Annotated in this window: 26 protein-coding genes and 1 pseudogene; 11 read left to right on the top strand and 16 right to left on the bottom strand. The window is 63.9% G+C overall.

The window, feature by feature from the left end; all coding sequences use genetic code 11:
* Positions 1-960: an ATP-binding cassette domain-containing protein gene (locus RMO25_RS01590; protein WP_309660850.1), complete on the top strand. Its 960-nt coding sequence runs from the start codon at positions 1-3 to the stop codon at positions 958-960.
* A complete protein-coding gene (locus RMO25_RS01585) occupies positions 957-2,165 on the top strand; it encodes an ABC transporter permease (protein WP_309660849.1) in 1,209 nt (402 codons plus the stop codon). Before RMO25_RS01590 ends, RMO25_RS01585 begins: the two co-directional genes overlap by 4 nt.
* On the opposite strand, the gene RMO25_RS01580 is transcribed toward RMO25_RS01585, so the two are convergent.
* Entirely contained in the window at positions 2,162-2,911 is a 750-nt protein-coding gene (locus RMO25_RS01580) for an isocitrate lyase/phosphoenolpyruvate mutase family protein (RefSeq protein WP_309660848.1), read from the bottom strand. The two genes, RMO25_RS01585 and RMO25_RS01580, sit on opposite strands and share 4 nt — an antisense overlap.
* Before the next feature lie 82 nt (positions 2,912-2,993).
* Between RMO25_RS01580 and RMO25_RS01575 the strand changes: the two genes are divergently transcribed.
* Positions 2,994-4,769 (top strand): M14 family metallopeptidase, encoded by a 1,776-nt coding sequence (locus RMO25_RS01575; RefSeq protein ID WP_309660847.1) that lies wholly within the window; start codon positions 2,994-2,996, stop codon positions 4,767-4,769.
* A gap of 3 nt (positions 4,770-4,772) precedes the next feature.
* On the opposite strand, the gene RMO25_RS01570 is transcribed toward RMO25_RS01575, so the two are convergent.
* From RMO25_RS01570 to RMO25_RS01530, 9 genes are all read right to left on the bottom strand, one after another.
* Positions 4,773-6,437 (bottom strand): dipeptidyl-peptidase 3 family protein, encoded by a 1,665-nt coding sequence (locus RMO25_RS01570; protein ID WP_309660846.1) that lies wholly within the window; start codon positions 6,435-6,437, stop codon positions 4,773-4,775.
* Between the two features lie 76 nt (positions 6,438-6,513).
* Positions 6,514-7,245: a hypothetical protein gene (locus RMO25_RS01565; protein ID WP_309660845.1), complete on the bottom strand. Its 732-nt coding sequence runs from the start codon at positions 7,243-7,245 to the stop codon at positions 6,514-6,516.
* Entirely contained in the window at positions 7,242-8,063 is an 822-nt protein-coding gene (locus RMO25_RS01560) for a hypothetical protein (protein ID WP_405051817.1), read from the bottom strand. Before RMO25_RS01560 ends, RMO25_RS01565 begins: the two co-directional genes overlap by 4 nt.
* Positions 8,064-8,140: 77 nt before the next feature.
* On the bottom strand, positions 8,141-9,505 hold the full coding sequence (locus RMO25_RS01555) for a HAMP domain-containing sensor histidine kinase (RefSeq protein WP_309660844.1): 1,365 nt from the start codon (positions 9,503-9,505) through the stop codon (positions 8,141-8,143).
* Complete coding sequence (locus RMO25_RS01550; protein WP_309660843.1) at positions 9,492-10,175, bottom strand: response regulator transcription factor; 684 nt, start codon at positions 10,173-10,175, stop codon at positions 9,492-9,494. Before RMO25_RS01550 ends, RMO25_RS01555 begins: the two co-directional genes overlap by 14 nt.
* Positions 10,176-10,193: 18 nt before the next feature.
* The gene (locus RMO25_RS01545) at positions 10,194-10,523 is read right to left on the bottom strand and encodes a PepSY domain-containing protein (RefSeq protein WP_309660842.1); all 330 of its coding nucleotides are present in this window, start codon (positions 10,521-10,523) and stop codon (positions 10,194-10,196) included.
* Between the two features lie 112 nt (positions 10,524-10,635).
* On the bottom strand, positions 10,636-11,010 hold the full coding sequence (locus RMO25_RS01540) for a VOC family protein (protein WP_309660841.1): 375 nt from the start codon (positions 11,008-11,010) through the stop codon (positions 10,636-10,638).
* Entirely contained in the window at positions 11,010-11,816 is an 807-nt protein-coding gene (locus tag RMO25_RS01535) for a LytTR family DNA-binding domain-containing protein (protein ID WP_309660840.1), read from the bottom strand. Before RMO25_RS01535 ends, RMO25_RS01540 begins: the two co-directional genes overlap by 1 nt.
* On the bottom strand, positions 11,813-12,994 hold the full coding sequence (locus RMO25_RS01530; RefSeq protein WP_309660839.1) for a histidine kinase: 1,182 nt from the start codon (positions 12,992-12,994) through the stop codon (positions 11,813-11,815). The genes RMO25_RS01535 and RMO25_RS01530 overlap by 4 nt, the downstream gene beginning before the upstream one ends.
* A 129-nt stretch (positions 12,995-13,123) precedes the next feature.
* On the opposite strand from RMO25_RS01530, the gene RMO25_RS01525 reads away from it, so the two are divergent.
* The 6 genes from RMO25_RS01525 to RMO25_RS01500 all read left to right on the top strand — a co-directional run bounded on the left by RMO25_RS01525 (position 13,124) and on the right by RMO25_RS01500 (position 20,534).
* Positions 13,124-13,714 carry an HD domain-containing protein gene (locus RMO25_RS01525; RefSeq protein ID WP_309660838.1) on the top strand — a complete coding sequence of 197 codons (591 nt, stop codon included), beginning with the start codon at positions 13,124-13,126 and terminating at the stop codon, positions 13,712-13,714.
* Positions 13,715-13,723: 9 nt separating this feature from the next.
* Positions 13,724-15,649: a M1 family metallopeptidase gene (locus tag RMO25_RS01520; RefSeq protein WP_309660837.1), complete on the top strand. Its 1,926-nt coding sequence runs from the start codon at positions 13,724-13,726 to the stop codon at positions 15,647-15,649.
* Positions 15,650-15,728: 79 nt separating this feature from the next.
* The gene (locus RMO25_RS01515; RefSeq protein WP_309660836.1) at positions 15,729-18,065 is read left to right on the top strand and encodes an EAL domain-containing protein; all 2,337 of its coding nucleotides are present in this window, start codon (positions 15,729-15,731) and stop codon (positions 18,063-18,065) included.
* 110 nt (positions 18,066-18,175) lie between these two features.
* The gene (locus RMO25_RS01510; protein WP_309660835.1) at positions 18,176-18,340 is read left to right on the top strand and encodes a hypothetical protein; all 165 of its coding nucleotides are present in this window, start codon (positions 18,176-18,178) and stop codon (positions 18,338-18,340) included.
* A 106-nt stretch (positions 18,341-18,446) separates the two neighbouring features.
* Positions 18,447-19,133, top strand: a complete 687-nt coding sequence (locus RMO25_RS01505) for a response regulator transcription factor (protein ID WP_309660834.1) — start codon at positions 18,447-18,449, stop codon at positions 19,131-19,133.
* A gap of 6 nt (positions 19,134-19,139) precedes the next feature.
* Positions 19,140-20,534, top strand: coding sequence for an ATP-binding protein (locus tag RMO25_RS01500; RefSeq protein WP_309660833.1), 1,395 nt, complete (start codon positions 19,140-19,142; stop codon positions 20,532-20,534).
* An 18-nt stretch (positions 20,535-20,552) separates the two neighbouring features.
* On the opposite strand, the gene RMO25_RS01495 is transcribed toward RMO25_RS01500, so the two are convergent.
* Entirely contained in the window at positions 20,553-22,937 is a 2,385-nt protein-coding gene (locus RMO25_RS01495; RefSeq protein ID WP_309660832.1) for a PAS domain-containing protein, read from the bottom strand.
* A gap of 141 nt (positions 22,938-23,078) precedes the next feature.
* On the opposite strand from RMO25_RS01495, the gene RMO25_RS01490 reads away from it, so the two are divergent.
* Both RMO25_RS01490 and RMO25_RS01485 read left to right on the top strand, forming a co-directional pair.
* Positions 23,079-24,059 carry a hypothetical protein gene (locus tag RMO25_RS01490; protein WP_309660831.1) on the top strand — a complete coding sequence of 327 codons (981 nt, stop codon included), beginning with the start codon at positions 23,079-23,081 and terminating at the stop codon, positions 24,057-24,059.
* A 97-nt stretch (positions 24,060-24,156) separates the two neighbouring features.
* The gene (locus RMO25_RS01485) at positions 24,157-24,351 is read left to right on the top strand and encodes a hypothetical protein (RefSeq protein WP_309660830.1); all 195 of its coding nucleotides are present in this window, start codon (positions 24,157-24,159) and stop codon (positions 24,349-24,351) included.
* 109 nt (positions 24,352-24,460) lie between these two features.
* On the opposite strand, the gene RMO25_RS13825 is transcribed toward RMO25_RS01485, so the two are convergent.
* The 5 genes and pseudogenes from RMO25_RS13825 to RMO25_RS01465 all read right to left on the bottom strand — a co-directional run.
* Positions 24,461-24,856: an HTH domain-containing protein gene (locus RMO25_RS13825; protein WP_405051821.1), complete on the bottom strand. Its 396-nt coding sequence runs from the start codon at positions 24,854-24,856 to the stop codon at positions 24,461-24,463.
* A gap of 202 nt (positions 24,857-25,058) precedes the next feature.
* Positions 25,059-25,370, bottom strand: a complete 312-nt coding sequence (locus RMO25_RS01480; RefSeq protein WP_309660829.1) for a hypothetical protein — start codon at positions 25,368-25,370, stop codon at positions 25,059-25,061.
* A gap of 39 nt (positions 25,371-25,409) precedes the next feature.
* The gene (locus RMO25_RS01475) at positions 25,410-25,649 is read right to left on the bottom strand and encodes a hypothetical protein (protein ID WP_309660828.1); all 240 of its coding nucleotides are present in this window, start codon (positions 25,647-25,649) and stop codon (positions 25,410-25,412) included.
* Complete coding sequence (locus tag RMO25_RS01470) at positions 25,646-25,819, bottom strand: hypothetical protein (RefSeq protein ID WP_309660827.1); 174 nt, start codon at positions 25,817-25,819, stop codon at positions 25,646-25,648. The genes RMO25_RS01475 and RMO25_RS01470 overlap by 4 nt, the downstream gene beginning before the upstream one ends.
* A 120-nt stretch (positions 25,820-25,939) precedes the next feature.
* A pseudogene (locus RMO25_RS01465) lies at positions 25,940-26,396 on the bottom strand (elongation factor 4); the annotation flags it as partial.

Genomic DNA, 26,396 nt, shown 5'->3' with positions numbered 1-26,396 from the left:
GTGCTTCGACAGCCTCCTAATCATCAGGACGACGGGATCGCTGTCCGCGCGACCGATTTGGTCAAGGATTTCGGTACCACCCGCGCGGTCGACGGCATCAGCCTCGCGGTCCCCGCCGGCACCATCTACGGCATGCTCGGCCCCAATGGCGCCGGCAAGACGACCACCCTGCGCCTGCTGTTGGGGATCATCGACCCGTCGTCGGGAAGCCGCTGTTTGCTCGGCCACGACCGTCCGCTCGATGCGGCGCGGCAGGTCGGTTATCTCCCCGAGGAGCGTGGCCTTTATCCGGCGATGCAGGCGCGCGAAGCGATCGCGTTCATGGGCGCGCTGCGCGGCTTGCCATTGCGCGAAGGCCGCACCCGGGCCGACGCACTGCTTGCCAACCACGGCTTGAGCGACTGGGCGCGAAAGCCGATCCGCACACTGTCGAAGGGCATGGCGCAGACCGTGCAATTGCTCGGCACGATCATCCATCGCCCGCGCCTGCTGGTCCTCGACGAACCCTTCTCCGGCCTTGATGCCATCAACCAGGCCAAGCTCGAGGGGCTGATCCGCGCCGAAGCCAAGAACGGCGTGACGATCCTCTTTTCGACCCACGTCATCTCTCATGCCGAGCGGCTGTGCGAGCGGATCGCCATCATCGCCGGCGGCAAATTGGCGTTCGAGGGCGGAGTCGATGAAGCCCGCGATCGCCTGCGGCCGATTGTCCGCTTGCGGACGCGCGCGCCCGATGGGCCGTGGCGGGCCGCGCTTCCGGCCAGCGCCCGCTTCGACGGTCGCCAATGGGAATTCGAGCTGCCGGTCGGCGGGCCCGAACCGTTGTTGAAGGCGCTGATCGACGGCGACGCCGGTATCGAGACTTTGGCCATTGAGCGGCCCGGCCTGCACGATGCGTTTGTTGCCATCGCCGGCGATGCCGCGGCGGCAGCGATGGGTGAATTGGGGGCCGGCCAATGAAGCATCTGATCGGCTCAGCCTTCGTCATCGGCCGCCGCGATTTCGTCGCGACGGTCTTTTCCAAGGCCTTCCTGTTCTTTCTGTTGGGGCCGTTGTTCCCGGTCATGCTCGGCGCGGTATTCGGCGGCATCGGCGCGCAAGTCGCCAGCGAAGCCGAACAGCCCGTCGTCGCGGTCATCGCTTCGCCCGACGATTTCGCGCGGATCGAAGCTGCGCGGGATCATCTCGCCGACGCGCTGGAGAATTCGCCGATCATCAAGCTGGTGCGGTTCGACGGCGATGCCGACGCCGCCGCGCAGCAGAAACACCTCCTCGAATCCAAATCACCGGCGGTGATTGCGGTGCTGACCGACAGCTTCTCGACCCCGAAGCTGGCCGGCGCGGTCCAGGCCGACGGTTCGACCGCCCGGCAGCTCAAGCTGATCATCGCCGGCGCCCGTGCGCCGCAGGTCGAGCCCGGGCCGAACATCGCCGTCACCAGTCTCGGCCGCTCGTCGGGAAGCCTGGTCCAGGAACGCATGTTGACCGCGCGCGCCGGGCAGTTCCTCTTGTTCTTCCTCACCATCCTTTTGGCCGGCATGCTGCTGTCGCAATTGATCGAGGAAAAATCAAACAAGGTCATCGAGGTACTCGCCGCCGCCGTCCCGATCGACGCCATCTTCCTCGGTAAATTGTTCGCCATGCTGGCGACGTCGATCGTTGGCATCGCCGTGTGGAGTTCGGCTGGCCTGGCCGCAGTCGCCATCTTGTCCGAAGGCGGGCTCGCTACTTTGCCGCCGCCGGCGGTCGGCTGGCCCGCCTTCCTCACCCTTGCCGTACTCTATTTCGCGATGAACTACCTGCTGCTCGGCTCGGTCTTCCTGAGCATCGGCGCGCAGGCGTCGACGGTCCGCGAAGTGCAGACACTGTCGATGCCGGTGACGATGGGGCAGGTGGTGATTTTCGCTGTCGCCACGCTGGCCATCGGCGCCCCCGACTCGCCCGCAGGCCTGGCGGCGGCGGTTTTCCCATTATCGTCGCCGCTGGTGATGATCGCCCGCGCCGCCCAGCTACCCGGCCTATGGCCGCACCTGCTCGCCATCGGCTGGCAACTCATCTGGGTGGTGCTAATCCTGCGCCTCGGCTCTCGCCTGTTCCGCCGCAGCGTGCTGCAGTCCGGCCCGACGCGCCGCTGGTGGCGGCGATCAAAGGCCGTGAAGGCCTAGTTGATCGCTGCCCGCGCCATCTCCTCGAACGTTTTCATCAGTGCGTTGAGCGGGAACGGGCCGTGGCTAATCCGCGCGATCCCGGCGGTCGCCCACTGCGCCTTGGTCGGCGCGCCCGGGTAAGCGATCGCATTGACCGGGATCGGCGAGGCGCGGCAGAGTTTCTCGACCAGTTTCAAATCGCCCAGACGCGGCACGAAGAAGCCGCTAGCCCCGGCGTCGGCAAAGGCCAGCACGCGCGCGATTGCTTCGTCGACCATCGCCGCGTCGTGCGTCTCCGGCTTGTTCTTGAGGAACAGATCGGTGCGGGCGTTGATGAAGAAATTGGCGCCGGTGCCGCGCCGCGCGGCGGCGATCCGCTGGCTCTGCAGCGGCAACGGGTGAAGACCCTCACCGCCGATCACCTGGTCCTCGAAATTGCAGCCGATGGCGCCGGTCGCGGCGAGCAGCGAGAAATTATGCTCGAGCGCGCCGGGGTCGACCGCATAGCCGCCCTCGAAATCGACCGTCACCGGCAGCTCGACCGCGGCGATGATCCGCGACGCATTGGCCAATGCAAACGCGATCGGCACCGTCTCACCATCGGGAAAGCCGTTGGCCGAAGCCACCGGATGGCTGCCGGTGGCAATCGCCTTGGCGCCTGCCCGGGCGACCGCCTGGGCGCTCCCGACATCCCAAATGTTGTACAGGACCACCGGATCGCCGGGCACGTGCAGCGCGGCGAATGTCTCAAAGCGGCTCGGCATGGCGATCTCCTGAGGCGGTGTTGTCCGGTATAACAGCCTACGCGCGATTGCCACCGCTGGCGGCGCCGAATAGGCTCGGCCAATGCTCCATTTGCTTGCCGCGCTTGCCGCGATCGCCCCCGCCGCCGCCGATCTCACCGCGCCGCTGCCGCCCATCATCCCGTGGCACGGCGCCAGCGAGCGGCTGGTCGCCGCGCCGTCTGATCCGTGGATTACTCCGGCTGAAGCGCATAATTTCGATGCCACCCCGTCTTTTGCCGAAACCCGCGCCTGGCTCGATCGGCTGGTCGCCGCTTCGCCTCTGCTGCATCTCGAGGTGTTCGGCCACACGGCGCAAGGGCGCGAACTGTACGCAATCCGCGCCGCCAAGCCGGGCCCCTCGCCCAAGCCGGTGATGCTCGCCCAGGCCGGCATTCATTCGGGGGAAATCGACGGCAAGGACGCCGGATTGATGCTGCTGCGCGACATCGCGCTGCGCGGCAAGAACCAGCTGCTCGACCATGCCGATTTCATTTTTGTGCCGGTCTTCAACGCCGACGGGCACGAACGGTCGTCGCCGTTCAACCGCCCCAATCAGCGCGGGCCGGTCAACCAGGGGTGGCGTACGACCGCACAAAACCTCAACCTCAATCGCGACTATCTAAAAGCCGACACGCCCGAGATGAAGGCGATGCTCGGGCTGCTCCATAAGTATAAGCCGGCGCTGTACCTCGACCTCCACGTTACCGACGGCACCGACTATCAATACGACATCACCTTCATGTTCCCCGGCTGGGGCGGCTATTACGCGCATTCACCACAGATCGGCCGCTGGCTCGACCGCCGCTACCGCCCGGCAGTGACCGCGGCGCTGGCTTCCGCGGGTCATATCCCCGGCACCTATGTCGACACAGTCGACGGCCGTGATCCGGACAAGGGCATCCGCCTCAACGCCGACCAGCCGCGGTACTCGACCGGCTATGCCGACCTCGCGCGCATTCCGTCGGTGCTGGTCGAAGCCCATTCGCTGAAGCCCTATCGCCAACGCGTTCTCGGCACCTATGTGCTGGTCGAAGAATCGCTTCGGCTGGTCGGTGCCGAGGGCGCGCAAATCGAAGCCGCGATCGCCGCCGATAGCGCCAGCCGCCCGCAAACGGAAACGCTGAGCTGGAAGACCGCGGCCCAGCCACTCTATATCATTCCCGACTTCAAGGGCGTCGCCCACGAACGCTACAAATCGCTCGCGTCGGGCGGCAACGAGGTTCGCTGGCTTGGCCGCAAAATCACTCAGCGCATGCCGGTGTTCGGCCAGGTTGCGGATGTCGTGGCCACTTTGCCCGCGGCGTGGTGGGTGCCGGTAACCAAGCCCGAGGTCATCGCGCTGCTGCGGCTTCACGGCATCGTGTTCGAAACAATCACGGCGCCGCGAACCATGAACCTCGACATGGTTCGCGTGGCCGGTCCCAAGATCAAGGCCGCGGACGAGGGCCACATTCCGCTGGCGGCCGACGGCTATGTCCACGCGGTGCGGCGGGAAACTTTCCCGGTCGGCTCGTTGCGGGTGCCGTCGGGCCAACCGCTCGGCTTGCTCGCCGCCGCTATGCTCGAGCCCGAAAGCCAGGACTCGCTGCTGGCGTGGAATTTCTTCCCCGAGATTCTCATGCGCACCGAATATATCGAGGGCTATGCGATCGCCCCGCTGGCCGAGCGCATGTTGGCCGCGAATCCCGCCCTGAAGCGCGAGTTCGAGGCCAAGCTCGCGTCCGACCCCAAGTTCGCTGCCGACCCGGATGCGCGGTTGGGCTGGTTCTATGAGCGTACGCCCTATTACGACGAGCGCTTCCTGCTCTATCCGGTCGGGCGCGAGCTCAAGCGTTAGGCGTCACACCCGGCTTGGATAGACCGGCCGGATATCGACCGGAATGTGGCCCATTGTGGCGGTCACCTGTTTGGCTTCGGCGTCCATCACCGACCATTTCGTTAGGAACGCCTTGGTTCCGGCATAATCACCGTTGCCCTGGAGCCGGACGATATCGCCGACCAGGTCACGGATGCCGGCATCGAGCTTGGCCGGGTCGATGTGGAAGCGCTTGGCCTGCGCGTCCCAGAGGATGCCGCCCTTGGCCCGCAAATAGCGGTACTGCATCGCCGCGCCGCGGCCATGCGCGTCGGTGTCGCCAAAGCGCATCGCGCGGAACAGGCCGACGACGTAAGCGGCGCGGATCTGCGGCTTGTCGGCGGCTGGCAGCACGCCCCTGTCCATCATGAACAGCACGTTGTAGGCGCCCATCACGTCGGCCTTGGCTTCCTCAAAGCCGCTGCCAACATCCTTCAATTCGGCATCGACGCTGGTCTTGCGTCCGCCGACCATAATCGATCCCGGCCCGAGGCTGTGCGACAGCTCGTGGAACAGCGTCTCCATGTACATGTAGCGCTTGTTGACCTGGCTGGCCTGGTCGGGGACCAACACCAGGCCCGCCATCGGCTGCAGGATGCGGTCGTATTTCGCGCCGAGGAGGTTCTGCAAAATGACCTTCTTGGCGCCCTTGGCCTCGCGCACTTTCTCGTCGTTGGGCAGGTTGAAGGCGATGCTCGGAATGCCATGATTGCTGTCGCCGCCGGCGTGAATCTGGTCGACGACGGCGATCGGCGATTCAAACCCGCGCTGGAAGTTCTTATACTTCTCCTCGACCGGAAGGTTGGCCTCCATTGCGCGCAAATGGCTCTTGTAGATATCGAGCGCCGCCGATTCCTTGGGATTGCGGAGCGTCACATAGGCTTCGAATGCGGTCTTGGCGCCGTACAGCCCGTCGGTGTAGGTCTCGTACGGGCCGATGACGAATTCGATCGGCGTATCCTTCAAGTCCATCCACGCCAGCTCGCTCTCGAAATAATCGTCGGTGCGGAACGCCTTGGCGCGCAGGGTCAGGAATTTCTTGAGGCTCGCATTGGTGGTGATCGCCGCCGCTTTCTCCATCGCTTGCGCGGCGGGCTCCAGCCATTCCTTATATTCCTGGCTGTACGGCACCGCGACCAGTCTATCGCCCTGCCGCTTGACCACTGTGTAAGGGTTCTTGAGCGCCTCGGCTTCGGCCGGGTGGGCGGCGAGATACGCGTCGAATTGCTCCTTGGTCAGGTCGGCTGGATAGAAGCCGCCGCCGACCGGCCGCTTGGCGCTGCCAAAGAAGGGCTTGTCCTCGTCGACTTCGTCCCATGGCCCCATGAAGGTATCGAACCGCTCGAGCAGCGCCGGGTCGTGCTTGGCGGCGATCTCGTCGCGCAGCTGCGGATTGTCGGCCGAAACCTGGCGCAAATAGATCGGATTGAGCAGGTCCGCCGCCTGGTTGAGCAAATTGACCACCTGCTTCTCTTCGTCGGTCAAATAAGACGTGTCGGCGTTCATCTCGACCCGCGCCAATTTATCGACCGCGGCCGGCTGCGAACTTTCGCTAGTCACGGCATTGTCAGGCTTGGTCGCGACGTTGCACGCGGCGAGCGAGAGGACGGATAAAGCGGCGGCGGCTCCAAGCCAGCGGGTTTTGGTCATTGCCCGCGCATAGCAAGCCAACCCTCGCCGCGCCAAGCGGCCATCGACCAACATCACAGTTTTGCTGACTGTCGGACTAAAAGTTTAGGCCGAGCGCCGCGTAGACATGGTAGCTCGCCTGACCGCCCGACCAAGCCGGTCCAGCCGCAACGAGCAGCGAAAATGGATCGCGCAGCTTGGCGATGGCGCCAAGCCCAAGGCTGTTCGAACTCGCCCCGCCAACGGTGTCCGCACTATGGTGGGTGGCTTCGCCGCCGATCGTCACCGTGTCGCTGATGGCATTCGTGACCGCCGCGCGCGCCAACCAGAAGTCGCGGTTGCCGGGACCCGGGTTGATCTCAAAACCGCCGCCGCCAAACAAAGAAGTTTTGCCCATGTCTTTTTGCGCCCAGACCGGCAGCAGGACCCGGGTCCGGGTGCTCGCCTTCGAACTCGGCAGGAAGACGCGGGGAAATATCGCCACCGAAATTCCCGCCGAGGGGATGGTGACGAAGCGATATTTGACGCCTATTTCAAGATCGCCCGTGCCGGATCGCCATCCGCTTTCGCGACTGTGCGCATAATCCATGGGCAGCGTGGCGGTCAGCTGGACATCCTTGATCGGACCGTAGTTGAGATCGAGCCCCGCGGACCCTTCGACATTGCTCCCGCGGCCCTCAAGGCCAGTAAAAGTATAGACTTCCCAACGACCGGTATCGGTGGGCACAGGGTCGTCGGTTTCGTACGGCGGGCCTGCGACGGCCGGCGCGATTGGCCACAGCGTCGCGAACAAGCTCGCGCCCAGCAGCCCGGTCAGCCGTGCCGTCACGCCTCCGCGTCGACCGGGCCGGGGTGGCGGCCTGGGCGCTGCGGTAGCAGCAGGATGAGCGCGACGATGACCACCGCCAGGACCGCCGAGGCAAGCGGGCGGCTGAAGTCGAGCCCGCCCTTGGCAATCGGCTTGTCGAGCCAATCGCCGACTGTTGCGCCCAATGGCCGAGTAAGGATGAACGCCGCCCAGAACAGGCCGACGCGGCTGATACGGGTGGCAAAGTAGAGGATCGCGAGCACCGCCAGTGCTGCTCCGAACACCACCGCCCCGCCCGAATATCCCGGGCCGGAGTCGGCCACCCAATCGCCAAGCGCGGTTCCCAGCGTCTGCGAGAAGGTGATCGTGATCCAGTAAAAGGTCTCGGCCTTGGCGGTCGCGACGGTGTTGACGTCGATGCTGCCGAGCGACCGATGCCAGGCGAGCAGTGACAGCATGACCAGCGTCAGCAGCAGGATTGAGCCGCCGGAGTAACCGATGCCAAGGCTGCGCGTGGCGAAATCGGCCAGCGTCGTGCCGGCCGTGGTCGAGGCGACGATGGTTGCCCAGTAGAGCCAGGGATTGAAATCGCGGGCTTTGATCTGCGCCCAGACCAAAGCCACCAGGATCAGGCCGAAGATGCCGGTGCCGACCAGATAGCCGTTGGGCATCGGGTTGGCGGTGGTCTCGCCGAGCCACGACATGGTGACGCTGTCGCCGCCGGTCTCGCCAAGCGTGGTCGCGAGAATCTTGATGATCCAGAACCCCAGCGTGATCGCGGGGACCTTGCTGACCGCATCGTGGATCATGTCGCGGTCGGTCATGGAACGGTCGTTCATGGATGATTTCCTGATTAAGCTGCGCGATAGGATTGAACGCATAGCAGCGATGAAGGCGGTTGCCCTGTTACGAAAAATCAATCCGGCCGCAATGCGGGATCAACGGGGAGGTCGATCTCGGCGACCAGCCCGGGCCCATTGTCGGCAAAGCGCAATTGACCGCGGTGCAGGCGAGCGACCGCCGAGACGAGATTCAGCCCGAGCCCGTGGCCGACCTTCGTCCGGCTGCTCTCGAGCCGGATGAAGCGCCGGGTAATGCGCTCCCGATCGGCAGGCGCGACCCCCGGACCCGTATCCACCACCGCGACCGATATCCACTTGGCCGACGCCGCCAGGCGGACGTGTATCTCTGTGTCGGGAGGCGTGTGCCGCTGAGCATTCTCAAGGAGGTTGGTTACCGCCTGGGCGATCAGCTCGCGATCGCCGTTGACGGCCAGCCCCGGTGCGATCGACCAGCTTAAGGATCGGCCTGCTTCGCGCACCGCGGGGGCGTAGCTTTCGGCCAGGTCGGTGACGAGTTCGCTCAGGTCGACCGGCTTGAACAGGCGGCGGATCTTGCCGCTCTCGACTTCGGAAATGCGCAGGATTGCGGCAAATAGCGACAGGATGTCGTCCACTCGGGCGATGGCATCGGCGATGACTAGATCGCGCGTTGGCGCGTCGCCTCCACCCAACGCGCTCTCCTCGAGCGCGTTGCGCAAATGGGTCAGCGGGCTGCGCAGATCATGGGCAACGTCGCTGGAAATCTGACGCAGATTCTCGAGCAACCGTTCGATCTCCTCAAGCATGGTATTGAGCACCCGGGCCAATTGGTCGAATTCGTCGTCGCGGTCGCTGATCGGCATGCGGCGCCGAATGTCGCCTCCGATGATGCCATCTGCGGCGTTGCCGATCGCCCGCAATCGTCGCTGCAAATAGCCACCGAGCAGCAACGCGCCGCCAAGCCCAAAGCCAATCAGGATTACGAATCCGATGGCGAACGTGCCAAGGACAGTCTGGTCGATCCGCTCGATCCATTCGCGATCGGCCGCCACCACCAACCGGCGGTGGTCGGGAAGTTCGATAACCAATCCTCGCGCTGAATCGGTGCCTCCCGATCCGTCGACGAACGGGATATCATGCATGCCCAGCTCGGGCATGGCTGCATTCAGCGAGCCCATGGCGCGGCGGCCGTCTGGTTCGAACACCGCATAATAGAGCTTCGCGCCGGCGCTGAGCCGTTCTCGCTGGGTGATCGCATCGGCAAGCTCGGCAGGTTCATTGGGTCGGTATTCGTACAGTAAGGTTTGGGCTTCGTCGGTAACCAGCGCGTCGATCTGGCGGGTGAACGCAATATGCATGGCCCAGAAGATCACCGTCCCCAACAAAGCGATACCGATGGCGATCGCGGCCGAGTAAGCGAAGGCGATCCGATAGGCGGCGCTATGCCTAAGCCTTGTCACAGGGTCGCATCCGGTAACCGACCCCGCGGATCGTCTCGATCATGTCGGGCCGCCCGCCTTCGTTCAGTTTCGCGCGCATGCGGCTGATGTGGGTGTCGACGATATTGGTCTGGGGGTCGAAATGGAAGCCCCAGACGCGCTCCAGGAGCATGGTCCGGGTGACGGGGCGCTCCCCGTTGCGAAGCAGCTCCTCGAGCAGCCGGAACTCGCGCGGCTGGAGAAGTATCACGTCCCCGTCGCGGCGCACCTCGCGCCGCAGCAAGTCCATCGACAGGGCCCCGCACTCGTACCGGGTCGCCGGTGAATTGATCGGTCCACGGCGAGCGATCGCATTGATCCGCGCGGCGAGCTCGGAGAAAGCGAACGGCTTCACAAGATAATCGTCGGCGCCGGCATCGAGGCCCTCGACCCGGTCCTCGATCCGCCCGAGCGCGGTCAGCAACAGGACGGGCGTTTCGATTTGCGCGGCGCGCAACCGGCGGAGGATCGCGATCCCGTCCATGCCGGGCAACATGCGGTCGACCAGCGCCAGGTCGAACGGCTCGGTCGTCGCGAGATGCAGCGCGTCGACGCCGCTGGTCGCGCGGACGACATTATGGCCGAGTTCGTCGAGACCTCGCGCGACGAACTCGGCCATTTCAATGTCATCCTCGGCGAGGAGGATTTTCATTGGTACTCCTGTCGGGGATCAGTCGTGATCAACCTTCCCTTCGGACTTGTTCTCGACAACTTTGCCGGTCATCGCGTCAAGGCCGATTTCCTGGATGTGGCCCTTCTGCTGAATGTCGAACGAATAGCGCCAGCCGCCGCCTTCCTTCTCATACTCGCTTTTCGTGATCTTGCCGGGGGCGAGGCGGAGCGCGGTCTTGCGGGCCTGGGCCATGCTGATCTTGGGCTTGGGCGTGGTGATTTTCGCCGTCGCGGCCGGCTTGGCCGGAGCGGCCGGCTTCGCCTGGGCGGCGCTGGTCGCGAGAAGGCCGGCGATTAGCAGCGCGGCCGCTTGGTGGGTCTTGGTCATCAGTTTCTCCTAAGGGATTGGGGGAGGACTGACGAGTTAGGCCCGCGCACATTCGCTCCCGATGGCCAATTCCTTACGATTTCCCAATCCCGCCGTTGGGGCGGTCGTGCGATTACTCAGGAGCAGGCCCGAGTTGCTGCCACAGCTCGACCTTGACCCCGTCGGGATCGAGGATCCAGGCGAACCGGCCGTAATCCTCGTCCTGCCGCCCGAGGATAGCGATACCCTTGGTCGCCAGCTCGACGATTATTGCGTCGAGGTCGTCAACCCGCAGGTTGATCATGAACGGCTGTTCGCTGGGCGCGAAATAGTCGCTGTCCGCCGTGAATGGCGACAGCAGGGAGAAGCCGTTTGGATCGTCCTTTTTGAACGGGAACATGGCGCCCCATTCGCCGCCGACGCCGAGAGAATCCTGGTACCAGCTGCGGGTCTTCGCCGGGTCCGCGACCTTGTAGAAGATGCCGCCGAGGCCGGTGACTTTCGCCATCAATGCACGAACCGCGCGACGACGTCGCGGTACGACCGCGAGACCTTGATCTGGGCGCCACTGTCCAGCACCAGGAAGCATTCGCCGTTGGTGTGCGGCTTGACCTGCCGGACGAGGTCGAGGTTGACGATGGTCGACCGGTGCACGCGCTGGAAGCGCCGCGGGTCTAGGCGTTTCTCGAGGTCCTTCATGGTCTCACGCAGGATCAGCGTATTGTCGCCGGTCTGGATGCACATATAGTCGCCAGCGGCGTCGATCCGCTCGATCGAGTCAACATCGACGCGGAAAATCTGCCCCTGGTCCTTGATGTTGATCATCTTCTCGAAGCGGTTCGCGGCGGGCGCGTCACCGGCGGTTTCCTCGGCCAGCGATTCCGCCGCCTCGGGCGCGTGCTCGACCAGCACTTCCTTCAACCGCTCGACCTCTTCCACGCCGCGTTTTTCGGTCAGCCGCTGGCGCACCCGATCAAGCGTCGCCGCCAGGCGGTCTTCCTCGACCGGCTTCATCAGATAATCGACCGCCTGCGCCTCGAACGCGCGCAGGGCATGGTCGCCGTAAGCGGTGACGAAAACGAACAACGGCGGCTCGACATCCATCATCCCCTGGATCACCGAAAAGCCGTCGAACCCGGGCATCTGGATGTCGAGGAAGACGAGGTCCGGCTTGTGGGTCTTGATGGCGCGGATCGCCTCGCGCCCGTTGGCCGCGGTGGCGACCACTTCGACATCGTCGTGGGCCTGCAAGCGGAGTTGCAACCCTTGGGTGGCAAGCGGCTCGTCATCGACCAAAATGGTCCGGATGCTCATATGTCCTGGTCTCCGCTCTCGTATGGAATTTCAACGATAACGCTGAACCCCCCGCGTTCGTTCTTTTTCGTCGTAAAGCTATGGGCCGCGCCATAGGCCTGCGCCAGCCGGTCGCGAATGTTGGCCAGGCCGACGCCGGTCGACGGGCTGGCGGTCAAGCCGGCGTTTTCGCCATCGCCATTGTCGGCGACCTCGATCCGCACCGCGTCGCCCTCGCGGTGCGCGGTCAGCCAGATGTCGGCCCCGCTTTCACTCGCGGTGACGGCATATTTAATCGCATTTTCAATCAGCGGCTGGAGCAATAGCGACGGCAACCGCGCGCCGATGGTCTCCGACTCGATCTTGAAATGCGGCCGCAGCCGGTCCTCGAAGCGCATCTTCTCGATCTCGAGGTAGAGCTTCAGCGTTTCGACTTCCTGCGCCAGCGTCACCTTGGCGGTCGGCTCGTTGATCAGTGTATAGCGCAGGAACGACGACAGCCTGGCAAGCATCGCATTGGCGCGCTCGGTCTGCTTCAACAGCACCAGGGTCGAGATCGAGTTGAGCGTATTGAACAGGAAATGCGGGTTCAATTGGTAGCGCAGCATCGCCAGTTGCGCGGTCGAGGCCTGGCTTTCCAGCCGTTCGCGCTGATCGATTTGCTCCTCGAGCAACAGGAAATAGTTGATCCCGTAATAGAGCGCCGCCCACGCCGCGAGCAGCGCGAAGTTGAGCAGGATGGCGCCGAGATATTCGACCCCCACTGGCCGGGCGTCGGGTTTGAGGAAGGTCGCGAAGCTCCACGTCTCGATCACCGAGAAAGCGGTCGCCGCCAGCACCACCGCAACCAGCGACAGTGCGACGGTCAACAATGCGCGCATCGCGATCAACCGGCGGAACAAGGTCGCCAGCAACAGGGTCAGCGAATAACCGGTCGCGGTCAGCAACAGCGTGTGGATGACGAACATCCAGCCCATGCTGTTGGCGAAGCCCGACAGCGACCGCAGGATGAAATAGCCCGTCCAGCCGGCCGACTGCAGGATCCAGAAGGCGCGGTTCTTGTCGTCGAAAAACGGCTGGTCGAGGCCGATGCCCTCGGCGATCGGCGCCGCGGGCGACTGAATCCTGGGCGCGGCGGACCGGTTCGCGCGCCGCGCCGGTCGCTGTTGCCGTTCCAGTGCCGCGCTATCGGTCGCCATCGTTCTGGATATAGAGGTCTTAATCCGTCATTGCGAGCGGAGCGAAGCAACCCAGCTTCCGTTCTGGGTTACCGCGTCGCTTGCGCTCTTCGCAATGACGAGAGAGATTGGGAGATGGGAGAGTTGGCCATGAATGAAACCGCCCCGCGCGCGACATTTCGCAGCATGGACCAGGGCACGGCCGAGGATTGGGCGGTCATCGGGCCGCAATTCTTCGGCTACAGCGCCACCTTGCCCGATCGCGTGCTTGCTCATTTACGGCTGCTCGACGGCGATTATGGCGGCTTTCCGGTCGACCGGCTCCAGCATTCGCTGCAGACCGCGACCCGCGCGCATCGCGGCGGTGAGGACGAAGACTATGTCGTCATGGCCCTGCTCCACGACATCGGCGACACCTTGTGCTCCTATAACCATCCGGACATCGCGGCCGCGATCCTGAAACCGTTCGTCGACGACAAATTGCACTGGATCGCCGAGCAACACGGGGTCTTCCAAGGCTATTATTTCTTCCATTACATCGGCCTCGACCGCGACATGCGCGAAGCGCTCCGCGGCCACCCGCACTTCGAGGATGCCGCCCGGTTCTGCGAGCTGTACGACCAGACCGCGTTCGATCCGGACTATCACAGCGCCCCGCTCGAATTCTTCGAACCGATGTTGCGGCGCCTCTTCGCGGCACCAAAACGCTCCATCTACGCTCAAAACACCGTATCCGCTTAAGGATCTCCAATGAAGTTTGCGTCCCGTGCGGCGATGGCGGCTGCAACCGTGCTGTTGGCCGCCTGCCAAATGACTGATCAGGGTAATCAAGCGCAACCCAAGGCGGCCGAAACCGCCGCCATCGCTCCGATCCTTGCCACCCCCGACGCGAAGGACGTGCACAGCTATGCTCGGCCGCTCGAGGCGCGGGTCTACCATGTCGCGCTCGACCTCGGGATAGATTTCGCCACCGAACGCATGAGCGGCACCGCCACGCTCGACATCCAGCGCAAGCCGGAGGCCAAGGAAATTGTCCTCGACGACAAGGGCCTCGAGATCGAAAGCGTTGCCGACGGATCGGGCCAGCCGCTCGACTATAAAGTTGGCGCCACTGACAAGAATCTCGGCGCACCGCTGACGATCGCGCTTCGCCCTGATACGCAGCGAATCGCCATCCGCTACAAGAGCGCGCCGGAAGCGGGCGCCCTGCTCTGGCTGACCCCTGAACAGACCGCCGGCAAGCAGCACCCCTATATGTTCAGCCAGGGCGAGGCGATCGAGAACCGCAGCTGGATCCCGACTCAGGATTCACCCGCCGTGCGTCAGACCTGGGAAGCGAAGATCAGGGTCGGCAAGCCGTTGACCGTGGTCATGTCGGCGCCGCGCGCCGTCGAGCCCGTCGATAACGGGAACACGCGGACCTTTGCCTTCCGCATGGACCACAGCGTCGCGCCGTACATGATCGCGATCGCCGCCGGCGATCTGGCGTTCAAGCCGCTCGGCCCGCGCACCGGCGTATGGACCGAACCGGCGATGCTCGATGCCGCTGCCGTCGAACTGTCGGACAGCGAGAAAATGGTCTCCGCGGCGGAGAAGCTTTACGGACCCTATCAGTGGGGCCGCTACGACATGCTCGTGCTGCCGCCGTCCTTCCCGCTGGGCGGCATGGAAAACCCGACCCTGACCTTCCTGACGCCGACCTTCATCGCCGGCGACAAGAGTCTCGTCAGCCTGATTGCGCACGAACTCTCGCACAGCTGGTCGGGCAATCTCGCAACCAACGCGACCTGGGACGATTTCTGGCTCAACGAAGGTATGACCACCTATGCCGAACGGCGCGTCGTCGAAAAGCTCTACGGCCCCAAGGTCGCCGCGCAGCAGGTCTCGCTCGGGGTCGATGCGCTCAACAAAGCGGTCGCGGAGAACGGCGGCCCCACCGGCCCCGACACCCGGCTTCACCTCGACGCGACCGGCCGCAGCCCCGAAGATGTGTCGAGCGATATCGCCTATGAAAAAGGCGCGGCTTTCCTGCGCACCATCGAGGCGACCGTCGGCCGCGACCGCTTCGACGCCTATCTGAAGGGCTGGTTCAAACGTCACATGTTCCAGCCGGTGACGTCGGCGATTTTCCTCGCCGATTTGCGTCAGAATCTGGTCAAAGGTGACCAGGCGCTCGAACAGAAACTGATGCTCGACCAATGGGTCTATCAGCCGGGTATTCCGGCCAACATGGTCAAACCCGATCCCCAGGCGTTCGCCGAGGTGGATGGTGCGACGGCAGTCTTCGTAAAGTCCGCTGCCCGGCCGCAGGCCTGGGACAGGTGGACCACCGACGAACGGCTCCGCTTCCTCAACCTCCTGCCCCGCAAGCTCGGTAAAGGGTATTTGGACGAACTCGCACGGGGCCTCGGCTTGGATGAGAACCAGTACAATAAGGAGATCCAGTTCGCCTGGCTCGATCTCGCCATAGGCAACCGCTACGACCCCGCGGTGCCATTGCTCGAGCGTTTCCTGATTGCCCAGGGCCGCGGCAAATTCGTCAAGCCGTTGCTGAAAGCGCTGGCCAAGGATCAGCAGTGGGGCCGCCCGATCGCTGTGCGAATCTACGCCAAGGCGCGGCCGCTTTACCATCCGCTGGTCACCCGCGATCTCGACGTTCTCAAGCTCGGCGGATGAAGAAAATGCCTCCCGCTCCTTAACCGCCCTTAAACGCTCTTCGGTTACCCGGATCGGTGGACGTCAAACGGCAGGCTGGATGTACGAAGCACCTGATCGCTACAAGCGGATGATTTCGGCGCGCCTTCCGGGCGGCGAATCGCTTGGCTTGACCAGTCGCGAAGGCGACGGCGAAAGCTCGCCATTGCGCGACGTCCAATTGATCTCGCGCGCCCAGCTGGCGCCCTTCTTCGCCGCCGCCAACATCGTTGCCGCCTTGATGATGGTGACCATCCTGTCGGGTGAAGTCGCCGCGCAATGGCTGCTGCCGTGGGCAGGCGCGGTCGGCGTGGTCAATCTTATCGCCATGCAGATCGCCCGAACCCAGGCGGTTACCCACGTCGGCCGGTCGGGCCACCAGGTGCCGCAATGGCGGATGATCGGCGATGTCACCTTGCGGGCCATCCTGTGGATCAGCCTGCCGCTGTACATGTTCCCGTGGCTGACCCCCGGTACCCAGGTGATTGCCGCCTCGATCATGGCCGGCCTCGGCATCGGCGCCCTGGGCCTGGTTGTCGTCCCGCCGTGCGTCACCGCCTGGATGTCGGCGTTCACCGGCGGCATCTGCGCCGCCTTGCTGATCGGTCGCCACAGCATTCCGTTTCCGCACATGATTTCGATCCTGTTCACGCTGGGCGTGGCGATTTTCGGCGTGCTCGCGGTCGCCCGCTGGGCGTTCCACCAATTGAAGACCAACGCCGATTTCGGCTCGCAAAGCGAAAGCGCCAGCCTGCTCCTGCAGGAATATGAACAGCGCGGCGTCGGCTGGCTGTGGCAAGTCGATGCCGAAAATCGGGTCAGTTACATTTCATCGCGCATGACCGCGCTGCTCGGCCGTCCGGCCGCCGCGCTCGTCGGCCACTCCATGCCGTCGCTGCTCGGGGGAAGCGCCGAACTCGGCCGGCTATTGCTCGAACGGCAACCGTTCAACTCGCTGGAAATGGAATTGAAGACCGCGCGTGGCCAGCGCTGGATCTCGATCGCCGGCGACCCGATAATCGATACCGCCGGCCGGTTCGAAGGCTTCCGCGGGGTCGGGTCGGACATCACCGAAATCCGCCAGACGCAGGAGCGGCTGACCCATCTCGCCAATGTCGACGTGCTGTCCGGCCTGCCCAACCGCGGCCGGGTTCGTCAGTTGCTCGGCGAGGCGCTCAGGGGCGCGACCGTCGGCAATGTGCCATGCGCCATCCTGTTCCTCGATCTGGACGGCTTCAAGCCGGTCAATGACACCTTCGGCCACCCCAAGGGCGACGCCGTGCTGCGCGCGGTCGCCAAGCGCCTGGTCGACGAGGTCGGCGGCGACGGCCACGTCGGGCGCATGGGCGGCGACGAGTTTGCGATCGTCGTCATCGACGCGCAGAGCCGCCGCAATGTCGAAGGCATGGCCGACCGGATCATCAAGGCGGTCGCCGAACCCTATATGATCGACCAAACCGAAATTCGCATCGGCGTGTCGATTGGCTGCGCCTTCGGCCCGATCGACGGCGCCACGGTCGACGATCTGATCCTCAAGGCCGACCTCGCGCTTTACGAAGCCAAGGGAGCCGGCCGCGGCATCGCCCGCTATTTCTCATCCGAGCTGCAGTCGGAGCAGGAGGACCGGGTCCGCCTCGAAAACGATCTTCGCGCGGCGATTAAGTCAGACCAGTTCCATTTGAACTTCCAGCCCCTGGTCAACGCCAAGGACCAGAAGCTGGTCGGCTTCGAAGCCCTCATTCGCTGGAATCATCCGCAGCGCGGAATGGTGCCGCCCAACGTCTTCATCCCCGTCGCCGAGGAGGCCGGGCTGATGCCGGTGATCGGCGAATGGGTGATCGAGGAAGCGATCCGCGCCGTCGCCACCTGGCCTGAACCGATTACCGTCGCGCTCAACATCAGCCCCAAGCAGATCATCCTGCCGGCGCTGCCCAATGTCGTCAGCGAGGCGCTGGCTCGCCACAAAGTGCCCGGCAACCGTATCGAGCTTGAAGTGACCGAGGGCGTGTTCCTCGGCGACAATGGCACGACGCTCGATGTCCTCAAACGCCTGCGCGCGCTCGGCGTCGGCATCGCCCTCGACGATTTCGGCACCGGTTACTCGTCGATCGGTTATTTGAACAAGGCCGTGTTCCACAAATTGAAGATCGACGGCAGCTTCGTGCGCGAAGCCGGCACCCGGCCGGAAAATGTCGCCATCATCCAGTCGATCGTCCAACTGGCGAAAAGCTTCCGCATGTCGGTCACCGCCGAAGGCGTCGAGACCGCCGAGGATTTCGAGCGTATGCGCGACTTGGGCTGCGACACCATCCAGGGCTATCTGTTCGGCCGCCCGCTGTCCTACGAACGCGCCAACCAAATGGTCGTCGGCCTCCGCGCCAAGCGCATGGCGGGGTAGCGCCAGCCCCGCCCGAGATGGACAAAGTTTAATGCGGCGGACACCGGGGCGATAGGTGACTCGCTTTAGATGCTTCTCATCCGGGACCATCCGGAACGAGGAGGAAATTCATGAAAACGCATCTGATCGCTTCGTTCGCCGCGCTTGGGCTGTTGGCCGCGCCGGTTTATGCCGCCACGCCAGCCAAGGCGCCGGTTGCCAAGGCCAAGGTCGTCAAGGTCTCCAAGCACGCCAAGAAGAAGCCGGCCGCCGACGCGACCACCAAGACCAACTAACGTCCTTTTGAGCTCCCTCCCCGCCCGGCGGATTCGCATTCTCCGCCGGGCGGTTCCACCATTGCTCCGCAGGACCGCCATATCCTAAGACGGTGAGGGAGATCGCATGGGCCGCAAAATCCTGATTATCGAAGATGATGAGGAAACCGCCGGCTATCTCGTGCGGGGCCTGTCGCAAGAGGGTCATACGGTCGAGCGCGCCGACAATGGCCAGGACGGCCTGTTCATGGCCAGCGACGGCACCTTCGACCTTCTGATTATTGATCGCATGCTGCCGGGACTCGACGGTTTGTCGGTTCTCAAGGCGCTGCGCGCCGCCAAGATTGCCTCGCCGGCGCTGATCCTGTCGGCCCTGGCGTCGGTCGGCGACCGGATCGAGGGCCTGGAAAGTGGCTCGGACGATTATCTGGTCAAGCCTTTCTCCTTTGCCGAGCTGCTCGCCCGGGTCAACGCGCTGCTCCGGCGAAGCGAAGCGCGCGTCGCCGCCGACCCAGTGATGATCGTCGGCGACCTCGAGATCGACCTGCTGGCGCGTATCGTCAGGCGTGGCGGGCGCAAGATCGACCTCAAACCTCGCGAATATTCGCTGCTCGAATATTTTGTCCGCAATGAAGGCCGCGTGATTACCCGGACCATGTTGCTTGAAAAGGTTTGGCATTATCATTTCGAGCCGAACACCAACGTCATCGACGTCCATGTCAGCCGCCTCCGCCGCAAGCTCGAGGATGGCTTCGACCGGCCACTGCTGCATACCGTGCGCGGCGCTGGTTACATGCTTTCCGCTGCGGCCTGATCAACCATGCTGACGACGCTTCGCATCGCCCTCCTGGCGGGCTTGCTGGCGCTCGTCTCCAACCTCGCCATCATCAGCTTCATCCAATGGCGCACCCACGACGAGGGCGTGGCGGTGCTGCGCCAACAGGTTGCGGAACAGGCCGCCGTGCTTGCGGATGTCTATCGTTCCGGTGGCATTGCCGCGTTGCAGAGCGCTGTCGATGATACGATCGACCCTGCCGATCCACAGGCGGCTGCGGCGGTACTCGACGCCCGGGGGCGACCGCGGGTTGGCAATCTCGCGGCGCTGGTCGGCCACAAGGGGTCGCTGACCGAAGGCTATCACACCGCGCTGCTGCAAATGGACGGGGAGACGACCCCGCGCGAGGCAGCAATTGTCCTCCACCGCCTACCCGGCGGGGCTTGGTTACTCAGCGGTCGCACGGTTGCCGAGGGTCTGTCGCTGCGCCAGACGCTCGAGCGTTCGCTCTTGATCTGCGCGCTCTTGTCAATCTTGCTCGGGCTTGCCTGCGGCCTCATTTTGGCTGGTTATGTCGGGCGCCGCGTGCGTGGCATCGTCACTGTGGCAGACAGGATCAGCGGCGGCGATCTGACGCAACGCGTGCCGCTGTCCGGCGCGCGGGACGCGTTCGAAGGGCTCGCCCGGCAATTCAATCACATGCTCGACCGCATTGGCCGCCTGATGGCGGAGTTGCGGATGCTGACCGACAGCCTCGCGCACGATTTGCGCTCGCCGGTCGGGCGGCTGCGGGCCGCCGCCGATGCCGCGCTGGCTGCCGAACAGCCCGAGGAACGCGACCAGCTGCTCGCCAACGTCATCCGGCAGGCGGACGCGCTGATGCGGATCCTGACGACGGTGCTCGAAATCAGCCGGTCGGAAGCGCTGACCGGCCGCAATCAGTTCGACTGGTTCGATCCGGGTGAACTCGCCAGTGAGCTTGCCGAAATGTACGAGCCACTGGCGGACGAAGCCAATATCGCCCTGACGATCGAACGTCGCAATGTCATTCTGCCCCTTTTCGGGCACCGCCAGCTGCTTGCCCAAGCGGTCAGCAACCTGGTCGAAAATGCTATTCGCTATGCCGCGGCTGGCGGCGAAATCCGCATCGTCGTCACCCAGGAAGACACGTTCTCGCGACTCTCGGTCAGCGATCGGGGACCCGGGATTCCAGCGCTGCAAAGGACCGAAGCACGGCGGCGTTTCGGGCGCCTGGATTCGAGCCGCTCGGCGGAAGGCGCCGGCCTTGGCCTCGCTTTGGTCGAAGCCATCACCCATCTTCACAACGGCAAGCTTGTCCTCGACGACAATCATCCCGGGCTCATCGTTCACCTTGAGCTACCAACCGCTAACGGAAACGAATCACCTGCACCGAACTCGCCGGACGCCGGCAAAAGCTAAGACCGGCGCGCCCGCAGTTCAGCCCTTTGCCAACGCGCTCCGCACCGCCTGATCGAGCGCCTCGGCGCGAAACGGCTTGGTCAGCACCAGCGCGTCAGGCGCGACCTGTCGCACGGCTTCGGTTTCGCTGTAACCGGACACGAACAGGATCGACTGGTCCGGTTGCTCGGCAAGGATGCGGTTGGCGACCTCGGCGCCGGACAGGCCGGGCATGATGAAATCGATAATCACCAGGTCGGGCTTGTCCTGGGCGATCGCCTTCAGGCCCTTGCGGCCGTCGCTCGCCTCGCGCACCCGATAGCCTTGCTCCTCGAGGCTGGCGACGATGAAGCCGCGGACGTCGGGGTCGTCATCGATCACCATGACCGACGCATCCTGGGGGTTAAACTCGGCCTGGTCGGGGGCCGGATCGTCGACATCCGCCGCTGCCGTTTTCTGTTCTGCCAGCCGGAACCACATCGTCACCGCGGTCCCGACGCCGGGCTTGCTGTCGATGCGGGCGATGCCGCCCGATTGCTTGGCCATGCCATAGACCATCGACAGGCCAAGGCCGGTACCCTTGCCGACATCCTTGGTCGTGAAGAAGGGTTCGAACGCCCGTGCCGCGACCTCCTCGTTCATCCCCGGGCCGGTGTCGGCAATCGACAGCGCGATGTAATCGCCGTCGTCGAGCTCGGGGTCATTCTCGATCTTCACCGATCGCGTTCGAAACGTGAGAATGCCGCCATCGGGCATCGCGTCGCGAGCGTTGATCGCGAGGTTGAGGACGGCGACTTCGAGCTGGGTCGGGTCGGCCATCACCGACTGCTCGTCTTCGTCGAGATCGAAGCGCTTTTCGATCCCGGGGCCGAGCACGTTGCGCAGCAGCGGCCGCATGTTGACGATGATTGGGACGACCGGCGTCGGCCGCACTTCCAGGCGCTGGACGCGGCTGAAGGCCAGCAATTGCCCGGTCAGCCGCGCGCCGCGCTCGGCCGCCGACAGCGCATTCTCGGCGTAGCGCTTGAGCTTGGCATCCTCGGCCCGCTTGGCGACGATATCGAGCCCGCCGACGACCACGGTCAGCAGATTGTTGAAATCGTGGGCGATGCCGCCGGTCAATTGGCCGAGCGCTTCCATCTTCTGGCTTTGGCGCAACTGGGCCTGGGCGGCTTTCAAGTCGGTGATGTCGCGCGCTTCGAATAGTAGGTAAATGAGCTTGCCGCCCTCGTCGCGCACCGGCTGGATGGAAATATCGAGGTAGGCGGTCGGGGCGCCGTCGCGCTCCATCGCCACTTCCTGGTTGAAGCTCTCGCCCCGCGCGGCCCGCTTCACCGCATCCTTGATGAGCGGGATGTGCTGCGGATAGGCTCTGAGCGTCGGCGATTCCCAGATCTTCACCCCGATCGCTTGCCGCGGATCCCCCGCCCGCCACTCCGCTTCCTTGCGGTTCAATTCGATGATCGTCCCATCCGGATTCAACAGGACCAAAACCTCCAGCACCGTCTCGAAGATCGCGCGGAACTGCGCCTCGCTCCGGGTCAGCAAGGCGGTCCGCTCCTCGACCTCGCGCTTCAGCTCCAGCTCGGCCTCCTTGGCTAGGGTGATGTCGGACGCCGCGCCGATGAACCCGGCGAGACTGCCGTCGGCGTTGAACCGCGGCGACGAGACACTCCGCAGCCAGCGATACTCGCCGTCGCAGCGGCGATAGCGGGCCTCCATCGTGAACGGCCGCAAGGTCGCTTCCCCGGCCGCGCTTTCGCCGATCAGCCGATCGAGATCGTCGGGGTGGATCGCCCGCGTCCAGTCATAGGTCCGCGCGCCTTCGCGGCTCAGCCCGAGGAATTCGCCATAAGCGTCGTTGACGAAATCGCGGCTGCGGTCGCGGCGGGTGACCCACATCATCACCGGCGCCGAATCGGCGATGCGGCGGAAGCGCGCTTCGCTTTCGCGCAACGCCCGCTCGGCAATGCGTTGCTCGGTGACGTCGGTCATCAAGCCGATAAAGCCATGCACCTCGGCGGACGAATCGTGCCACGGCACCAGTTCCACCTGCAGCGTCAGCTGCCCGCGCGTCGGATGCTTGAGGTTGGATCGGTACGACTGCCGCTCGCCGGCCAGCGCGGCCAGGATCGCCGGTTGGCGCTCGAGAAAAGCCTGCTCGCCGATCATCTCGCCCAACGTCCGCCCAAGAATCTCCGAGCGCGGCCGCTCGAACCAGTCGGCGAGCGCCTTGTTGAGGAATCGAAAGCGCACGTCGCGATCGATGAACGCGACCATCACCGGCAATTCGTCGGCCAGCCCGAGCATCCCGAACGGCGTGAACATTTCGGGCGACAGCCCGGCGGGATAAGCGGCGACGGCGGCGTCGGCCGGCAGCCGGGGCCCGGCCTTCTCAACCCCATCTTTCAAGCGCTTGGCCATCGTGCCCCCGGTTGTGCGTCAATCGGCATAACTTGCAAGCGAGCGTTTTTCTCCAGCGCGCGGCGGCCACGGATTCGCGCCTTTGCCTGCCCCCCAAAAAATCGCTGTCCTATTTCGAACTTATCTGGTTCAAGCTCGTCGATGAACGATTCTCCACTGACTCCGGCCGAGCTTGGCGATCTGCTCGATTTCGAGCCCGTCGTGCGCAAGGTCAAGCGGCCCGACGGCTGGACGCCCGAGCTGCAGCGGCAATTCATCGAACTGCTCGCGCAATCGGGTTCGCCGCAGGCCGCCTGCACCGCGATGGACAAGAATGTCACCGGCATCGAGGCGCTCTACAAAGTCCCCGCGGCCGACAGTTTCCGCGCCGCCTGGGACCAAGCGGTGGCGATCGGCCGGCGGCGCCAGGGGCTCGATGGCGGCCCGCCCCACCTCGGCCCGGTGCCGGGAATCCAGCGGCGGCCATCGCGCGGGCAGGCCCCGCCGCCGCCGGCCAACGATTGGGCTGAAGACGACGACGCCGAAGAGGTGGACGAAACCGGCATCCACGCGATGATCGTCGGGGTGATCGGCAAATATATGGCCAAGGTCGGGCAGGAACGCGAATGCCGCCTGGCCGGCCAGGTGGTCGAGGCGGATTTCTATCTGCGCCAGGTGACCTGCCTGGAGGTTTCGCTCGACCTGATGGTCGAGGGCGCCGGCAAGGACGCGTGGCGGGAGATCCACAATGTCCGCCGCGGCGGCCACGGCATCCTGCAAATCGCCGACACGTTCATGAGCCGCCTGCTCGACGACGCGCGGCGCGAGCAATGGCGCGAGATGGGCGAGCCGATCCGCCCCGAGAACACCCCGGAGCGCTATCTGACCGACCACGGCACCCACCGCACCGCCGAGCCCCCACATTTGGGCCGGGCAAGCGACCCGCCGCCGAGCGTCGATGCGGACGCGTGGGCCGAGATGGACATGGACGAGCAACAGCGGGTGCTAGACGCGCAATTTCGGGCGGACGCGGAAGAACAAATCCGGTGGGAAACGGCGTCGCGCGCCGAAGCGGCGGAGTGGCGGGCAAAGCAGAGCACCGAGGGTAAGACGAAAGACGGCGAAGCCGACGCTTCGCCTTAGCTGAAGAGTTGCGAAGCGCCCGGCTGCGGGCAAAGCCCGCGCAACGGCGAAGCGGGATTCACTCCCGCGCAGCAACCGTTTTGAGGAGGGCCGAGACATGACCAAAATCCCGATGCGGATCTTTTCGCTGAACAGCCGCGAATTTTACGAAGCGGTCTGCCGCCCGCGCGACCGCGCGTGGATCCCCAATGGTGCCCTGCCGCGTGACCCGAGGCCGGAGGAGCAGGAGGTGATTGTGGAGCGCAGCACCGAGGGTAAGACAAATAACGGCGCAGCCGACACTTTGGCTTAATCGAGAACGAGCCTCGCACTGCTGCCGGGGGCAGCAGGAGAAGCGTGGTCGGAGCGCCCGGCTGCGGCAAAGCCGCGCAACGGCAACGGATTCACTCCGTTGGCGGGGCTTAGCTTCCAGCCAACAAAGGGCCAATCTTGTTGATCAGTTGATCTATGCCTGTTGCTGCAACAGTTAGGCTTTCAATTGCTGCAAAATCTAAAGAAGCTACATTCTTCCTGCGTAACTGCCGCCGTCGCCGAGCCGCCACAATTGGCGTTCGGTATTCAAGTGGTAGTGTTCTATCAGAGATAAATTCACGTAAGAAGAAACGACCGGGCTTCGTCCGAAAAAACCGACTCTTTCGCTTGAGGTGCAAAATATCCTCACTGAGTCGAGCGCCCACGGTCTTGTACTGTGTGAAGCCGTGTAGATGTGCAGGTACAAGATCAGACAGGAACGCTATGTCCATGATCTGACGAGTGGTAAGCGGAGTCCTAGCGCGACGGAGCACCGCTTCTGCCATCTCCAAATACGAGTCTACATTTCCAGTCACTACGCTCCCGCCTCGGCAACCACTCGGTAGCCTCTTCAGCATACTTATGAAACTCGCCGCTAATAGCGGTGAAAGCAAAGAGTCCTAGAGAAGCAAATTTATGACGTCGCCGCGACACATCCTGCGGCGGTAGCAGCCGGGAATGCACCAAATGCCAAATCCGGCTACCGCCTCACTTCGGCGGATAATCGGGCGAGTAGAATAGACCGAGAATCAACTTGCGATTGCACACGGCAATCTGGATGTGGTTGCGGTCCCGAAAGCCCGCACCGGGATAAAGCTGGTTCCCTTCCGGAAACAGCCCACGTACGCTGTCGAATGCGGCCTCGCCGACGTCCTGAAGGATGTCGTGGAGGAACTGGATGACCGCGCGATCGAGATAACGGAGGATCTTGTCGGGCTCGCCAGCGAGGCTACGGTTCTCCGGGATCGTCAGGCCCGACCGCTTCTGATCCTCGACGAACAGATCGTAGGCATCAAGCACAAGTTGGATATTCTCGCGGTTCAGCAAATCGAGACAGTTTCAGAGGTCGATCACCGCGCCGATTACCGCCCGTGTGTCGATGCTGCCGCGAATCTTGGCCTGTTTCGCCCACTCCATCGCGCGATGGGGATCGGACTCCCAGAAATAGATACCGGGTCCTAGCCAGTCATATTTCTTGCCGCTCGACCGGATCTCATCTTTGCGATTGACGAGTTTGCGGGCAACTTCGGCATCGCAGCCGTGGTAGCCCAGGACGAACGACGCCGCGAGGCGGCTCAAGCCTTCGCTTTGACGGGTTCGCCGCCAAATTCACGGCGCAACTTGCCTTTGCTGGTATAAATACGGGTCGCGATCAGGCGCTCGCGCGCGCCGGAGGGGTTTGCCTTGGCCTTCTTTGCGTAGGCCCGCAGCGCTGCGCGGCGTTTGGCGAGCAATTCAGTGGCGGTCATGCGGCTCCAATCCTGGCCGGTGCATATCGTTCCTGCCCCCTTCGGAACTTACGAGCGCCAAACGAACATGCTTGATCCGAGCGAAACCTACATTGGCACGCAGGATCCATATGGCAAGCTTTAGCTTTCATCACCCATTCTAAGCGCCGCAATGAAGGCCTCTTGGGGTATCGACACGCTTCCATACTCGCGCATCCGCTTCTTACCCTCTTTCTGTTTTTCGAGGAGTTTTCTCTTCCGCGTCGCGTCGCCGCCGTAGCATTTCGCCGTCACATCCTTGCGCAGCGCCGCAATCGTTTCCCGCGCGATGATTTTCCCGCCGATCGCGGCCTGGATGGGGATTTTGAAGAGGTGCCGGGGGATCAGTTCTTTCAAGCGTTCGCACATGCCGCGGCCGCGGGCTTCGGCGGTGTTGCGGTGGACGATCATGCTCAGGGCGTCGACCAGCTCGCCGTTGACCAGGATGCTCATCTTGACGAGGTCGCCGGGGCGGTGGCCGATCATGTGATAGTCGAAGCTGGCGTAGCCGCGGCTGATCGATTTCAGGCGGTCGTAGAAGTCGAACACGACTTCGTTG

It is taken from the genome of Sphingomonas sp. (assembly GCF_031361285.1).
Taxonomy (GTDB): domain Bacteria; phylum Pseudomonadota; class Alphaproteobacteria; order Sphingomonadales; family Sphingomonadaceae; genus Sphingomicrobium.
This window is presented reverse-complemented; position numbering and strand designations above follow the sequence as displayed.

Bases quoted from the DNA above. Each gene is read 5' to 3' on its own strand.
- RMO25_RS01585 (WP_309660849.1), top strand. From the start codon at position 957: ATGAAGCATCTGATCGGCTCAGCCTTCGTCATCGGCCGCCGCGATTTC.
- RMO25_RS01515 (WP_309660836.1), top strand. From the start codon at position 15,729: ATGTACGAAGCACCTGATCGCTACAAGCGGATGATTTCGGCGCGCCTT.
- RMO25_RS01485 (WP_309660830.1), top strand. From the start codon at position 24,157: ATGACCAAAATCCCGATGCGGATCTTTTCGCTGAACAGCCGCGAATTT.
- RMO25_RS01490 (WP_309660831.1), top strand. From the start codon at position 23,079: ATGAACGATTCTCCACTGACTCCGGCCGAGCTTGGCGATCTGCTCGAT.
- RMO25_RS01530 (WP_309660839.1), bottom strand. From the start codon at position 12,994: ATGGCGACCGATAGCGCGGCACTGGAACGGCAACAGCGACCGGCGCGG.
- RMO25_RS01550 (WP_309660843.1), bottom strand. From the start codon at position 10,175: ATGAAAATCCTCCTCGCCGAGGATGACATTGAAATGGCCGAGTTCGTC.
- RMO25_RS01520 (WP_309660837.1), top strand. From the start codon at position 13,724: ATGAAGTTTGCGTCCCGTGCGGCGATGGCGGCTGCAACCGTGCTGTTG.
- RMO25_RS01580 (WP_309660848.1), bottom strand. From the start codon at position 2,911: ATGCCGAGCCGCTTTGAGACATTCGCCGCGCTGCACGTGCCCGGCGAT.
- RMO25_RS01505 (WP_309660834.1), top strand. From the start codon at position 18,447: ATGGGCCGCAAAATCCTGATTATCGAAGATGATGAGGAAACCGCCGGC.
- RMO25_RS01525 (WP_309660838.1), top strand. From the start codon at position 13,124: ATGAATGAAACCGCCCCGCGCGCGACATTTCGCAGCATGGACCAGGGC.
- RMO25_RS01500 (WP_309660833.1), top strand. From the start codon at position 19,140: ATGCTGACGACGCTTCGCATCGCCCTCCTGGCGGGCTTGCTGGCGCTC.
- RMO25_RS01540 (WP_309660841.1), bottom strand. From the start codon at position 11,010: ATGGCGAAAGTCACCGGCCTCGGCGGCATCTTCTACAAGGTCGCGGAC.
- RMO25_RS01545 (WP_309660842.1), bottom strand. From the start codon at position 10,523: ATGACCAAGACCCACCAAGCGGCCGCGCTGCTAATCGCCGGCCTTCTC.
- RMO25_RS01575 (WP_309660847.1), top strand. From the start codon at position 2,994: ATGCTCCATTTGCTTGCCGCGCTTGCCGCGATCGCCCCCGCCGCCGCC.
- RMO25_RS01570 (WP_309660846.1), bottom strand. From the start codon at position 6,437: ATGACCAAAACCCGCTGGCTTGGAGCCGCCGCCGCTTTATCCGTCCTC.
- RMO25_RS01495 (WP_309660832.1), bottom strand. From the start codon at position 22,937: ATGGCCAAGCGCTTGAAAGATGGGGTTGAGAAGGCCGGGCCCCGGCTG.
- RMO25_RS01560 (WP_405051817.1), bottom strand. From the start codon at position 8,063: ATGAACGACCGTTCCATGACCGACCGCGACATGATCCACGATGCGGTC.
- RMO25_RS01510 (WP_309660835.1), top strand. From the start codon at position 18,176: ATGAAAACGCATCTGATCGCTTCGTTCGCCGCGCTTGGGCTGTTGGCC.
- RMO25_RS01535 (WP_309660840.1), bottom strand. From the start codon at position 11,816: ATGAGCATCCGGACCATTTTGGTCGATGACGAGCCGCTTGCCACCCAA.
- RMO25_RS13825 (WP_405051821.1), bottom strand. From the start codon at position 24,856: ATGGCAGAAGCGGTGCTCCGTCGCGCTAGGACTCCGCTTACCACTCGT.
- RMO25_RS01470 (WP_309660827.1), bottom strand. From the start codon at position 25,819: ATGACCGCCACTGAATTGCTCGCCAAACGCCGCGCAGCGCTGCGGGCC.